Raw genomic sequence first — 13,593 nt, forward strand, 5'->3', positions numbered from 1 at the left:
GCCGCACCCGGGGCCGCCGGATGCGCGACACGCCCCGCGCGGCCCGGCACACTGCCGCCATGGGCCTCCTCACCGCCGCCTGCGCGGCCTACGCCTCCCTTGCCGCCTGGCTCTGGCTCACCCTCGCCCAGGGCATGTTCTGGCGTACCGACGTCCGCCTCCCCCCGCGCACCGCCCCCGCCCGCTGGCCTTCCGTCGCCATCGTCGTCCCGGCCCGGGACGAGGCCGAGGTGCTGCCCCGCAGCCTGCCCTCCCTCATCGCCCAGGACTATCCCGGCGAAGCCGAGGTCATCCTGGTCGACGACGGCAGTACCGACGGGACCGGCGCCCTCGCCCGGCTCCTCGCCCGCGAGCACCCCGGGCTCCCGCTCACCGTCACCTCCCCCGGCGACCCCGCCCCCGGCTGGACCGGCAAGCTCTGGGCCCTGCGCCACGGCATCGCGCTGGCCCGCACCGCGCCCGCCACCGAGCCCGACTACCTCCTCCTCACCGACGCGGACATCGCGCACGAGCCCGACAGCCTCCGCGAGCTGGTCGCCGCCGCGACCTCCGCAGACCTCGACCTCGTCTCCCAGATGGCCCGGCTCCGCGTCGCCGGCCTCTGGGAGCGGCTCGTGGTACCCGCCTTCGTGTACTTCTTCGCCCAGCTCTACCCCTTCCGCTGGATCAACCGCCCCACCGCCCGTACCGCGGCCGCCGCCGGCGGCTGCGTCCTGCTGCGCACCGATGCCGCCGTGCGCGCCGGCGTGCCCGACGTCATCCGCCAGGCCGTCATCGACGACGTCTCGCTCGCCCGCGCGGTCCAGCGCTCCGGCGGCCGGATCTGGCTCGGGCTGGCGGAGCGGGTCGACAGCGTGCGCCCGTACCCCGTGCTCGGCGACCTGTGGCGGATGGTCTCGCGCAGCGCCTACGCCCAACTGCGCCACCAGCCCCTCCTGCTCGCCGGGACGGTCGCGGGCCTGGCGCTCGTCTACCTCGTGCCCCCGGCCGCCCTCCTCGCGGGGCTCGCGACCGGGCACCCGGCGATCGCCGGGGCCGGGGGCCTCGCCTGGCTGCTGATGGCCGGCACCTACCTCCCGATGCTCCGCTACTACGGGCAGCCCGCCGCGCTCGCGCCGCTGCTTCCGTTCACCGCGCTGCTGTACCTCCTGATGACCGTCGACTCGGCCGTTCAGCACTACCGGGGGCGCGGCGCGGCGTGGAAGGGCCGAACCTATGCCCGGCCCAGCGACGCCTGAAACGGCGAACTGCTGCCCGAAACAGCGTCATCCGAGGTCACCGGCTTGTGACGCTGCGTCAGCACCAAGTCGGTGCAGTGCACAACCGGTGAGTACGAGTGGGAACAAGCTGGGGTGGAAGTGGCGAAATCGTGCACGTGAACGCCAAGTGAAAGCTGTGGCCCTGACCTGCGAATATGCAGGTCAGGGCGGTGTTCGGAGCACCTCGCTATGGACCCCGTGAAGTCGTGGGCTTAACTTAGGTCCCATGACCTCCCCCCGCTCCACTTATGGCGGCGGTTACTACTCCGCGCCCTCCTTCCCGGACACCCCCATCTACGACTCCCTCGTCGCCGAACGCGGCACTCCGCAGATCGCCCCGATCCGCGTCCCGGCCGCCTACGACTCCCCGAGCGCCGGGTATTCGAGCGGTGGGTACCTGCCGGCCCTCGCGTCGTCGCTGCCGGCGCTGCCGCCGGCGATGCCGCAGCAGCAGTCCCCCGCGTACGGCTACCCGTACCAGCAGCAGGGCGCACCGCAGCCGATGCCGCTGCAGAACGCGCCCGCCCCCTACATCCCGCAGCAGCAGCCGATGGCGGCCCGCACGGGATACATGCCGCAGCCCCAGCCGCAACAGCCCCGTCCGGTCGCCGCGGCCACCGGGTACGAGGCCATGCGCCCGGCCGCGCCGCGTCCGATGCAGGCTCCCGCGCCGGTGCCTGCCGCCTCGTACGAGGACCCGTACGGCCGCCCGTACCAGGGGCGCGGCTACTGACGGAGGAGCATCAATCCGCTGGGGCGGTGGAGGGGGCGGCTGGCAGGATGCCCCCCATGTCGAACTTGTATGTCCAGGCGCTTCACGTCCATCCCGTCAAATCGGTAGCGGGGACCGCTCCCGACGAGGTGGCCGTGGAGCCCTGGGGGCTGTCCGGGGACCGGCGGTGGGCGCTGGTCGACTCCGGGGGAACGGTCATAACCCAACGTCAGCAGCCGCGGCTGGCCTTGGCCGCGGCCCGTCCGGCGGGCGGCGGCCGGATCGCGGTGTCGGCGCCCGGCATGGCGGAACTGGTCGTGGAGCTGCCCGGACCGGGGCCGCTGGAGCCGGTCGTGCTGTTCGGGAAGAAGGTCGAGACCGTGGTCGCGGCGAGCGCCGCGGCCGACTGGTTCAGCGCGTACCTCGGGGTGCCGGCGCGGCTGGTGCACCTGGACGATCCGGCCGTACGGCGGCCCGTGGATCCGGACTACGCGCTGCCGGGCGAGACGGTGAGCCTGGCCGACGCCTATCCGCTGCTGATCACGACCCTGGCCTCGCTCGACGCGCTCAACGCGCTGATCGCGCGAGGGGACCATCCGCAGGAGGGCCCGCTGCCGATGAACCGGTTCCGCCCCAATGTGGTGGTCTCCGGGGCCGAGGCCTGGGCCGAGGACGGCTGGCGGCGCATCGCGATCGGCGACGCCGTCTTCCGCGGGGTCCGGGAGTGCGGGCGGTGCGTCATCACCACCACCGACCAGCGGACGGCGGAACGGGGCAAGGAGCCGCTGAAGACCCTGGCCGTGCACCGGCGGATCGGGAAGTCGCTGGCGTTCGGGCGGCAGCTGGTGCCGGTGCGGCTGGGTACGGTGCGCGTCGGCGACGAGGTCCGAATCCTGGAATGACGCGCCGCGAACGACCCGGCGGGAACGACGTGTCCCGAACGACCTGGCAGGAATGACCCGTCGCGAATGACCTGTCGCGAATGACCTGTCGCGAATGACCTGTCGTGCGGCCTCGGAGCCTCGAAAGGCCGCCGGAATGACACCTTCGAGGGGCTCCGGCCCCGGGCTGGAACCAACCGGTGCGACCACGCCGTTGGAGCAGTCAGGACAGGTGGAAACCCGCGAGGTTCGGCACAGGCGACCGGCGCATGACCAGCGCCGGGAATCAGCACCGGATCGGGTGACACAGGTCCCGCGCGTCCCGGAATGCGCGTCCCCGGGGCATGCGGAAGGCTTGGACGCGCAGGCAGACGGAGGCAAAGGGGGTGCCGGACCGTGTGGACAGCAATGGGTGTGTGGCGTTGGCGGCGCAATCCGCTGCGCCGGCCGACCGATCTCTTCGAGGCGTGGGTGGCGTTCGCCGCGCTGGTGTGCGTCCTGCTGGTGGCTCCGGCCATCGGCTGGGTCGCGGGTGTACAGGTGGACGGGACGCTGCAGCGGGCCGCGCGCGAGCAGCGGCAGGAGCGGCATCTCGTTCCGGCGGTGGTGGTCCGGCCGGCCCCGGAGTCGGCGGCGGACGGGTCCGCCGATCCCTCCACGCAGCAGACGGCCCCGCACCGTACGCAGATCGTGGCCTCGTGGACCGCTCCCGACGGCAGCAGCCACGAGGGCACGGTGCCGGCCGCGGAGGAACCGCCGCGCCCCGGCGAGCGGTTCCGGATATGGACCGATGCGCACGGCCGGCTGGTGGGGCAGCCGCTCGACCCGTCCTCGGCCGCCGTCCACGCGGGGGTGGCGGGCCTGGCAGCGGCGATGGCGGCCGCCGTACTGGTCGAGACGGTCCGCCGGCTGGTCGTACGGCGGCTCATGCATCGGCGGTACATACGGCTGGACCGCGCGTGGGCGGCGGCCGGGCCGGACTGGGGCCGGGCGGGCGCGGGCAGTTGACCTGGCAACTCACCGGCCCCGCGCGCGCTACGGTGGACCGGCCAGACCAGACCGTCCGCATCGGCGGCGCGGCGAGTACGAGGGTGGGGGCACGACAGCACCATGGCTCAGGGCACGGTCCAGGTGACGCACGGCGGGGCTTCGCGATGGCGGCGCCGCTCCGGTGAGTATCCGACGCTGGCGGCGGCTCTGGCCGTCGCGGGCGACGGGGACGTGCTGTCCATCTCCCCCGGCACCTACCGGGAGAACCTGGTGCTGCACCATGCCGTCACCCTGCGCGGGCCGGAGGGCGGGCTGGGGTCGGTGCGGATCGCCCCGCTCGACGGGGTCGCACTGACCGTGCGCGCCTCGGCCGTGGTCCAGGACCTGCACCTGGAGGGCCAGGACCGGGCCGCTCCCGCGCTGCTCGTGGAGGACGGCGCGCCCGAGCTCACCGATCTGCGGGTGAGCACGCGGTCCGCGGCCGGCATCGAGGTTCGCGGCACCGGGGCCCGGCCCCTGGTACGGCGGTGCACGGTGGAGAATCCGAGCGGCGTCGGGATCGCCGTACTGGACGGCGGCGGCGGAGTGTTCGAGGAGTGCGAGGTCCTGGCCGCCGGGCAGACCGGGATCTCGGTGCGCGGCGGCGCCCGCCCCCGGCTGGAGCGCTGCCGGATCCACCACGCCACGGGCGCGGGCATCGGGGTCACGGGCGAGGGTTCGGGCCTGGAGGCGCTGGGCTGCGAGGTCTACGAGATCAAGGGCACCGGTGTGCAGATCGCGGCCCGCGCCACGGCCCGGCTCACGGACTGCGCGGTGCACCGCACCACGGCCGACGGGGTCACCCTCGACACCGACGCGGTGCTCACCCTGGCCGGCTGCGACATCCACGACATCCCGGAGAACGCGGTCGACCTGCGGTCCCGTTCGGTACTCACGCTCAGCCGCACCACGGTCCGCCGCTTCGGCCGCAACGGGCTGTCGGTGTGGGACCCGGGGACCAGGGTCGACGCCGATTCCTGCGAGATCCACGACAGCACCGGCGACTATCCGGCGGTGTGGATCAGTGACGGGGCCGCCGTCTCGCTCGACTCCTGCCGGGTCCACGACGTGCCGGACGCGCTGTTCGTACTGGACCGGGGTTCGCGCGTCGACGTGGTCGACAGCGATCTGTCCCAGGTGCGCAACACCGCGGTGTCGGTGAGCGACGGGGCCACCGCGCAGCTCGACGACTGCCGGATCCGCGAGGCGGCCACCGGGGCCTGGTTCCGCGACCACGGCAGCGGGGGCACCCTCGCCAACTGCACCATCGACGCGGTACAGACCGGCGTGATCGTCACGAAGGGCGCCGACCCCACCCTGGAGCGGTGCACGGTCACCTCCCCCGCCGAGGCCGGGTTCTATGTGTCGGCGGGCGGCCGCGGCACCTTCACGGCCTGCCGTGTGACGGGCAGTTCCGGCTTCGGCTTCCACATCCTCGACGGCTGCCGCACCACCCTGGCGCGCTGTCACACCGAGCGCTGTGCGCGCGGGGGTTACGAGTTCCCGGAGGACGGGCCGGTCGCCGAGGACTGCACCGGCGACGAGTCCGCCGCCCGGCCGGCGGCCCGGGCGGCCTCGGGCGGCTCGTTCGCCGGGGCGCACGCGGGGGTCCGTACGGTCGCGGCCGGGCAGAGCCCCGTACTCCGGGCGGCGGAGGTACCGGCGGCGCGGCCCGCCGACCGGCCGGACGGCGGGGTGGCGACGGCGACCGCGACCGCGCCGACCGCTGCGGCGGCCCGGGGCTCGGGGGAGGTGCTGGGCCAGCTCGACGCACTGGTCGGCCTCGACAGCGTCAAGCGCGAGGTGCGCGCGCTCACCGACATGATCGAGGTGGGCCGGCGGCGGCAACAGGCGGGCCTCAAGGCCGCGTCGGTGCGTCGGCACCTCGTCTTCACCGGCTCCCCCGGCACGGGCAAGACCACGGTCGCCCGGCTGTACGGGGAGATCCTCGCCTCCCTCGGGGTGCTGGAGCGCGGGCATCTGGTCGAGGTGTCCCGCGTGGACCTGGTCGGCGAGCACATCGGATCCACCGCGATCCGTACGCAAGAGGCCTTCGACCGGGCGCGTGGCGGGGTGCTGTTCATCGACGAGGCGTACGCGCTGGCGCCGGAGGACTCGGGCCGGGACTTCGGCCGCGAGGCGATCGACACCCTGGTCAAGCTGATGGAGGACCACCGCGAGGCGGTGGTGGTGATCGTCGCCGGGTACACGGCGGAGATGGACCGTTTCCTCACCGTGAACCCCGGAGTGGCTTCTCGGTTCTCCCGGACCATCACCTTCGGCGACTACGGGCCCGAGGAACTGCTGCGGATCGTGGAACAGCAGGCGGAGGAGCACGAGTACCGGCTCGGAGAGGGCACCGCCGAGGCGCTGCTGACGTACTTCACGGAGCTGCCCAAGGGACCGGCCTTCGGCAACGGCCGCACCGCGCGCCAGACCTTCGAGTCGATGGTGGAGCGGCACGCGGGGCGGGTGGCCCAGCTGTCGGAGCCGAGCAAGGACGAGCTCACCCTGCTGTTCCCGGCGGATCTGCCGGGACAGCCCGCGCCTTGCTGAGGCGCTGACCCGGCACCCCCCCGGCCACCTCCCCCGGACTCCGTCCTGAGGGACCCCCAGGACGGGGCTCCGAGGCCCGTGCCGCCGCGCCCAGGCGCGCGAGCAGGGCGTCGCGTTCGGCGGCGAAGGCCGGATCGGCCTGGTAGTCGGAGTGGCCGAGGATCGGCGCGGGCAGCGGGTGGCCGGCGCTGCGGCCGTAGGCGAGCGGGTCGGCCAGCGGTCCGCGGTCCACGCCCTCCCGGGTGCCGGGCAGCACGGGGCCGCCGATGGGGTCCGTGGCCCGCCACAGGTTGCGCCAGCAGTCGACCTCCCGGTGCAGCGCGGTGAGCGGGCCGGGGCCGAAGTAGGCGGGGAACCAGCGGCCGTAGAGGCGGCCGAGCGGGGAGCCGTACGTGAGCAGGGCGACCCTGCGGCGGACGGGCGGCGGCAGTTGCCAGACGGCGGCCGCGGCGAGCACGCTGCCCTGGGAGTGGCCGGAGATCACCAGGCGGCCGCCGGTGCGGCCGGTCCAGCCGGTCATCCGCCAGGTCAGGTCGGGGACGGCGCGCTCGGCGTAGCAGGGCGGCGCGAACGGGTGGGCGGCGCGCGGCCAGAAGGTGCCGACGTCCCACAGGATGCCGATGGTGCGGCGGGCGGCGGGGTCCCGGTAGGCGCGGCGGCCCCAGGTGACGAAGAGGACGAAGCCGAAGCCGATGAGCCAGGACCCGGTGTCCTGGGCGGCGCGCGCGGCGCTCTCCAGGAGCGACCCGGTGCCGCGGGCCGCCTCGCCCGGTACCCGCCCGCTGATCCAGGCTCCGGCGAGCGCGCCCGCGCCGAGCAGCAGGGTGATCCCGGAGACGGCCGCCACGAACCACGGGGCGGAGTCGGTGAGGGCGGCGGCGGCCCGGGCCCCGGCGATCCGGCGACTGCGGGCCTGGTCCGGCGCCTCCCCCGGGTACTCGGCGGCGACCGTCGCCGCGAGCCGGCGCCGGGCCCGGGCTCCGCGCCCCGCGAACCAGGCGGCGAGCAGGGCCAGTACGAGGAGCAGCGGGGGCAGCACGGCGGCCTGCCAGGACAGCAGTACGGGCGGCCCGGGCAGCGGCGCCCCGGCCATCCCCGGGGTGGCTCCCCCGTCCAGCCAGTCGGCGACGCGCTGGGCGACCCCGCCGGACATCACCCCGCCGAGCGCGCAGCCGAGCATGGCGACGGCGGGCCCGCCGAGGCCGTGCAGGGCGGCGGCCGGGTCGGGGGCCCGGCGGTGGAGGTACGCGGCGACGCCGGTGAGGGCGAGCACGCAGACGCCCTGGCCCAGCATGAGGACCCCGAAGGCGAAGTCCCCGGGGAGCCGCCCGGCGGAGGTCCAGCCGGGGCGCGGCCAACAGGCGTACAGGAGGACGGCGGCGAGGAGGGCGAGGGCGGCGCCGGGCAGCAGGGTGACGGCGGCCCGGTCGAGCCGGTGGTCGGCCCGGGCCTCGGTGCGGCCGCGCCGGCAGACGACCCAGGCCACGGTGAGTCCCCCGGCGACGAGCAGCGACTGGGCCGCCCAGCCCAGGACTTCGAGTACGGGCGAACCGGCGCGGCGGTCGTAACGGGCGGTGGGTGCGGCGACGGCCGCGGCCACGGTGAGCAGCCCGGCAGCGGTGTGCGCGGCGCGCAGCCGGGCCACGAGCCGTCGCCCGTACCAGAATCCGGGACGGCCGAGCGCGGGCGCGGTGTCCGACGCGGTGTCCGGGTCGGCGGCGCCGGCGGGCGGCGGCTGGGATTCGTAGGCGCTCCACGTGCGGTTCGACAGGAACCAGAGCAGCCCGGTCAGCGCGGCGGGGACCAGCGCCGCGAGGGCGAGCCGGCGCCCGGGCCGGGCCCACCAGCCGCCGCCGGGCTCGAGGAACCGGAGCCAGGTACGGCGGCCGGTGCAGCTGCCGGAGCCCGCGCACTGCCAGGCGAACAGGTCGAGCGCGACCTCGCAGGCGGCCGCGATCAGCAGCACGGTCAGGCTGAGCGCGAGGATCCGTACGAGCACCCCGTACGTGCGCACCGTGCGGGGCGCGGGGTCGGCGGCGGGCGTGGGCGGGCGGGCCCAGTGGGCGAGGTTGGCCACCATGAAGGGCAGGAGCAGCAGCCACAGCGCGCGGGCGCCGTTGCCGGAGGTGAGCCGGGACCAGCAGTAGGCCTCGGGGACGGGCCGTCCCCGGTAGCGCCCGGGGTGGGCTTCGGCGTCGGCGTCCTCGGTGCGGCGGAAGACTGCCGCGGTGGAGTCGCCGGTGACGCGCACCGTACGCGGGTCGCCGAGCAGCTCGGCGGGGGCGGCGCCGGCGACTCCGTGGACCAGGAGTTCGAGGGCGAGCGGCGGTTCGGGGGCCGGGGGCGGTTCGGCAACGAGGCGCGGTTCGGGAGCCAGGGGCGGTTCGGGGCTGGGGGCTTCCGGCAAGGTGGCCTCCGCTCGCGGGGCGTGATCGGCGCGGCTCCAGCATCCCGCGCCGCCTGCCGCCTGCCCAGCCCCCGCGCCGCGGGTTTCGGGGCCCGGGGAAGACATCTGACCGATGGTCAATTATGGTGACGCCGCGCCGCACTCGTGTTCCACACCCGTGTTCCGCACCCGCCTTCCGTCCACCGCCCCAGGGGGTAACGCCATGGCTCTGCGCCGACTCCGCCCGGTGGGGCTGGACTTCATCGAGGACGCGCCGGTGCGGCTGGTCTTCGCCGCGCGGGCCGCGGCCGCGCCCGAGGCCGTGTACGCGGCACTGGCGGAGGAGGTGGAGGGCTGGCCGCGGTGGTTCAGGGCGGTCACCCTGGCCCGCCCCACACACGGCGGCGCGGGGCGCGAGGTCAAGCTGATGGGCGGGGTGCGCTTCCAGGAGACGATCATGGCCGCGGACCCCGAACAGCGTTACGCGTACCGGGTCGACGAAACCAACGCCCCGGGAATCCGCGCCCTGCTGGAGGAGTGGCGGCTGACCCCCGCCGGCTCGGGCACCCACGTCCGGTGGACCTTCGCCGCGGACGGGCCGGCCGCCTTCCGGCTGGCCCTCGCCGCCGCCCGCCCGGGCCTGGGCCACTCCTTCCGCACGGCGGTCCGTACGCTCGACGGTCGCCTCACCGTACGGCGCCGGGCGGATCAGTAGCCGCCCGTCCCGTCACCCGGTGCGCCCGGGCCGGCGCGGCGCGGTCAGGCCGCGGGCTCGCGCCAGACGCCCGTGGTCAGCAGCGTCTCGATCGTCTGCGCGTACGGGGCGATGTCGAGCCCCTGCGCGGCCAGCCACGCGTCGGAGTAGTACTTGTCCAGGTAGCGGTCGCCCGGGTCGCACAGCAGGGTGACGACACTGCCCGTACGGCCCTCGGCCACCATCTCCGAGATGATCTTCAGCGCGCTCCACAGGCCGGTGCCGGTCGAGCCGCCCGCCTTGCGCCCTATGGCCGTCTCCAGCGCGCGGCAGGCGGCGACGCTCGCCGCGTCCGGGACCTTCATCATCCGGTCGATGGCGCCCGGTACGAAGCTCGGCTCCATGCGCGGCCGGCCGATGCCCTCGATGCGCGAGCCGCAATCGCTGCTCGCGTGCGGGTCGCCCAGGGTCCAGCCGTCGAAGAAACAGGAGTTCTCCGGGTCCGGGACACAGATGCGGGTGTCGTGCTGCATGTAGTGCACGTACCGCGCGATGGTCGCGGAGGTGCCGCCGGTGCCGGCGGTGGCCACGATCCAGGCGGGCTCGGGGAAACGTTCCAGCCGCAGCTGCTGGTACATCGATTCCGCGATGTTGTTGTTGCCGCGCCAGTCGGTGGCCCGCTCCGCGTACGTGAACTGGTCCATGTAGTGGCCGCCGGTGCGGGCGGCCAACTCCGCCGACTCCTCGTACATCTTCATCGAGTCGTCCACGAAGTGGCATTCGCCGCCGTGGAATTCGATGAGGCGGCACTTCTCCGGGCTGGTCGTGCGCGGCATGACCGCGATGAACGGGACGCCGATCAGCTTGGCGAAGTACGCCTCGGACACGGCGGTGGAGCCGGACGAGGCCTCGATGACCGGGCGGCCTGGGCGGATCCAGCCGTTGCAGAGGGCGTAGAGGAACAGCGAGCGGGCGAGACGGTGCTTGAGGGAGCCCGTCGGGTGCGTGGACTCGTCCTTGAGGTAGAGGTCGATGCCCCAGGCCTCGGGGAGCGGGAAGCGCAGCAGGTGGGTGTCCGCGGAGCGGTTGGCGTCCGCCTGGACCTTGCGGACGGCCTCCTTGAGCCAAGCGCGGTAATCCGCGTCGCTGCGGTCGACGTCGATGGTCGTGGCAGTCGTACCGCTGGTACCGGTGGTGCTCATGCGCCGTGCTCCTTTGTGCGTGTATTCGCCCCCTGCTTTCGCAATGTACCTCCCCCACCTGCACAAACAGTCACTTTGGGGTTCCATGCGAATCGCTTTCGATCGCGTTCGGTTGCACTGTGGAGCACCGTGGGTGACCCTGGTGGAGCATTACCGAGGGTGCAGCACCCGTAACACTCATGTCGGGGAGTCGCAGCCGTGATCAGTCATTCCCGCAGGCACTGCGTCGTCGAACTGCAGGCGCTGCCGTCGCGCATAGGTCAGATCCGCAGAATCGTTTCTGCGCAGTTGCGCCACTGGCAGCTCGATCCGCTCATCGACCGGGCCGCGCTCGGCGTGACGGAACTGCTGAGCAACGTCCACCGCCACGCGCAACCGGACAAGACCTGCACCGTCGAGATCGAGTTCCGCCTCGGGCGGCTCACGGTCTCGGTCATCGACAGCGATCCGCGGCTCCCGGTGCTCCGGGCGGGAGAGGCGGACTCACTGGAGACCTGCGGGCGCGGACTCGCGCTCGTGGAGGCGGTCAGCGAGGCCTGGGGTGCCCGGCACCAGCCGGACGGTCCGGGCAAGGTGGTGTGGTTCTCGCTCACGGCGGCCCCCGCGCCGCCGGCTCCGGCGCATCCGGTACGGATCCGGACCAAGCCCGTACGAGAACCCGCCCGGACCGCGATCGTCGCCGTGGACCCGGTGGCCGTCTCGACAGGCCTGTCGGTACCGGCGTCGGTCGGCGTCACGCCCGGGTAGCGCACGGCGGCGGGAGCCGCGACCCGGGGCCCCGACCAGTGCGGCCAGGCGGGGCCGGGATGGCCGGGGGCGGCCCGGCCGGATGGGGGGACCCAGCCGCAGCCGGCCGCTCTAGGCCGCGGCCCCCAGCGCCCCCAGCGGGTCGTCGAGCACCGGCTGCCACGCCAGCTCCGCCGCGCCGACCAGGCTGTTGTGGTCCAGGGTGCACGGCAGGATCGGGACACCCCCGCTGCGCCCCCACAGGCTGCGGTCCGCGACCACCGCGCGCAGCCGTTCCGGGTCGGCGTGCAGGAGCTCCCGGTGCAGCCCGCCCAGGATGATCCGGTCCGGGTTCAGGATGTTCACCAGGCCCGCGAGGCCGAGCCCGAGCCGGTCGATGAGCTCCTCGGCGGCCGCCCGTACCGCCGGCTCCGCGTACTCCGCGCTCAGCAGGTCGCGGGCCTGCTGGAGCAGTGACACCTCGGGGCCGGGCGTGCGCCCCGCGGCCGTGAGGAACGCCAGCGGGTCGGCCTCCACGTCCAGGCAGCCGCGGCTCCCGCAGTGACAGGGCCGCCCCTCGGGATTCACCGTGAGGTGGCCGACCTCCAGGGCCAGGCCCGAACTCCCGCTGTGCAGGCGGCCGTCCAGCACCAGCGCCCCACCGACCCCGCGGTGCCCGGTGGCCACGCACAGCAGGTGCTGCGCGCTGCGCCCCGCGCCGTGCCGGTGCTCGGCCAGGGCCGCGAGGTTGACGTCGTTCCCGGTCAGGGCCGGGCCGTCGATCCCGGCCGCCTTCACGCACTCGGCGAAGACGGCCCGTACGGGGGAACCGGGCGGCCAGGCCAGGTGCAGCGGGTTCAGCGCCGTGCCCTCCGGCTCGGCGACCGCGGAGGGGACCGCGAGCCCCGCGCCGATGCAGCGGCGGCCGGTCTCCGCGAGCAGCGCGGCCCCGGCCTCCACCACGGCGCCGAGGACCTGCGCCGGGTCGGCGGAGACGGTGAGCTTGCCGGGGGCGGTGGCCACGATCCGGCCCCCGAGACCGACCAGCGCGGCCCGGAAGCCGTCCGCGTGCACCTGTGCGGCCAGCGCCACGGGGCCGTTCTCGTCGACCGAGAGGCGGTGCGAGGGGCGGCCCTGGGTGCCGCCCGCGCCGCCGGGGCGGGAGTCGACGCGGATCAGCCCGAGCGCCTCCAGCTCGGCGGCGACCGCTCCGGCCGTCGCGCGGGTGACCCCGAGCTCGGCCGTCAGCACGGCCCGGGTCGGGGCGCGGCCGGTGTGGACGAGCTCCAGCGCGGGGCCGAGCGCGCTGCGGCCCCGCTCCAGTTTGGTCCTCGTGGAAGCCGAAGAAGCCGAAGAAGCCGTGGACACCGTGGTCACATCCCCCACCCGCGGCGGGGCCCCGTTGCCGTTCATGGCATCGATCCTCGCATGATCGGAGGGCGCCGGACGCCGCCGTCAGGTGGTGGCCGGGCCGAGGCCGCCGACCCGGAGCGTGATGTTCAGCCGGCCGGTCAGCCCGAGCCCTTGCGGGGCGGTGCCCGGCAGGACCTTCGACACCCCGTGATAGGCCAGTCGGCTCGCATCGCCGAAGACGAACAGATCCCCGCTGCGCAGCTCGACATCCCGGTAGGGCCGTCCGCGCGAGACGGTGTTCCCGAAGCGGAAGACGCAGGCGTCGCCCAGGCTGAGCGAGACCACCGGCGCCCCGGACCGCTCCTCGGCGTCGCGGTGCATGCCCATGCGGGAGTCGCCGTCGTAGAAGTTGATCAGGGCGATGTCGTACGCGACCTCGCTCCCCGGGAGCTCCCCGTACGCGGCGGCCACCGCTTCCCGCCCCAGCTCGGCGAGCCATCCGGGCATCGGTTTGACGGGGGCCCCGTCGCCGTCGACGGCGGTGCGGGCGTAGCCGTACGGGTACCAGTGCAGCCCGAGGCACACCTGCCGGGCGGTCATCGTGCCGCCGCCCGGGGTGTGCACGGTGCGCAGGCCGGCGGGCGGGCGTGCCCACTCGCGGCAGGCGGCCAGCAACTCCCGCTGCCGCGCCGGTGCGAGCCAGTCGGGCACGTGCACGGCACCGGGGGCGATCACGGTCCGCTCGCGCGGGAAGAGTTCCCCTTCCATTCCTCCATTGTCGCGGGCCTGCTGACA

At 74.6% G+C, this 13,593-nt stretch carries 11 protein-coding genes; 7 read left to right on the forward strand and 4 right to left on the reverse strand.

Annotated elements, in window-relative coordinates; translation table 11 throughout:
• Window positions 1-59: 59 nt before the first annotated feature.
• From ACGFYQ_RS21035 to ACGFYQ_RS21055, 5 genes are all read left to right on the forward strand, one after another.
• The gene (locus ACGFYQ_RS21035; RefSeq protein WP_393746010.1) at window positions 60-1,238 is read left to right on the forward strand and encodes a glycosyltransferase; all 1,179 of its coding nucleotides are present in this window, start codon (window positions 60-62) and stop codon (window positions 1,236-1,238) included.
• Window positions 1,239-1,485: 247 nt separating this feature from the next.
• On the forward strand, window positions 1,486-1,992 hold the full coding sequence (locus ACGFYQ_RS21040) for a DUF6643 family protein (protein WP_393746012.1): 507 nt from the start codon (window positions 1,486-1,488) through the stop codon (window positions 1,990-1,992).
• Window positions 1,993-2,048: 56 nt separating this feature from the next.
• A complete protein-coding gene (locus tag ACGFYQ_RS21045; RefSeq protein ID WP_393746014.1) occupies window positions 2,049-2,873 on the forward strand; it encodes an MOSC domain-containing protein in 825 nt (274 codons plus the stop codon).
• 387 nt (window positions 2,874-3,260) lie between these two features.
• Window positions 3,261-3,860, forward strand: coding sequence for a hypothetical protein (locus tag ACGFYQ_RS21050; RefSeq protein WP_393746015.1), 600 nt, complete (start codon window positions 3,261-3,263; stop codon window positions 3,858-3,860).
• Window positions 3,861-3,962: 102 nt separating this feature from the next.
• Window positions 3,963-6,437, forward strand: a complete 2,475-nt coding sequence (locus tag ACGFYQ_RS21055) for a right-handed parallel beta-helix repeat-containing protein (RefSeq protein ID WP_393746017.1) — start codon at window positions 3,963-3,965, stop codon at window positions 6,435-6,437.
• Here the strand turns inward: ACGFYQ_RS21055 and ACGFYQ_RS21060 are convergent.
• Window positions 6,388-8,949: a hypothetical protein gene (locus ACGFYQ_RS21060; protein WP_393746019.1), complete on the reverse strand. Its 2,562-nt coding sequence runs from the start codon at window positions 8,947-8,949 to the stop codon at window positions 6,388-6,390. The two genes, ACGFYQ_RS21055 and ACGFYQ_RS21060, sit on opposite strands and share 50 nt — an antisense overlap.
• Before the next feature lie 97 nt (window positions 8,950-9,046).
• Between ACGFYQ_RS21060 and ACGFYQ_RS21065 the strand changes: the two genes are divergently transcribed.
• Window positions 9,047-9,538, forward strand: coding sequence for an SRPBCC family protein (locus ACGFYQ_RS21065; protein ID WP_393746021.1), 492 nt, complete (start codon window positions 9,047-9,049; stop codon window positions 9,536-9,538).
• 44 nt (window positions 9,539-9,582) lie between these two features.
• On the opposite strand, the gene ACGFYQ_RS21070 is transcribed toward ACGFYQ_RS21065, so the two are convergent.
• Window positions 9,583-10,719, reverse strand: coding sequence for a PLP-dependent cysteine synthase family protein (locus tag ACGFYQ_RS21070; RefSeq protein WP_393746023.1), 1,137 nt, complete (start codon window positions 10,717-10,719; stop codon window positions 9,583-9,585).
• A 198-nt stretch (window positions 10,720-10,917) separates the two neighbouring features.
• Between ACGFYQ_RS21070 and ACGFYQ_RS21075 the strand changes: the two genes are divergently transcribed.
• A complete protein-coding gene (locus ACGFYQ_RS21075) occupies window positions 10,918-11,466 on the forward strand; it encodes an ATP-binding protein (RefSeq protein WP_393746025.1) in 549 nt (182 codons plus the stop codon).
• A gap of 111 nt (window positions 11,467-11,577) precedes the next feature.
• Here the strand turns inward: ACGFYQ_RS21075 and ACGFYQ_RS21080 are convergent, their stop codons facing one another.
• On the reverse strand, window positions 11,578-12,858 hold the full coding sequence (locus ACGFYQ_RS21080) for an ROK family protein (protein ID WP_393746027.1): 1,281 nt from the start codon (window positions 12,856-12,858) through the stop codon (window positions 11,578-11,580).
• 42 nt (window positions 12,859-12,900) lie between these two features.
• Entirely contained in the window at window positions 12,901-13,566 is a 666-nt protein-coding gene (locus ACGFYQ_RS21085) for an alpha-ketoglutarate-dependent dioxygenase AlkB family protein (RefSeq protein WP_393746029.1), read from the reverse strand.
• Window positions 13,567-13,593: the final 27 nt, after the last annotated feature.

The organism is Streptomyces sp. NPDC048258 (genome assembly GCF_043201995.1).
Lineage (GTDB): Bacteria > Actinomycetota > Actinomycetes > Streptomycetales > Streptomycetaceae > Streptomyces.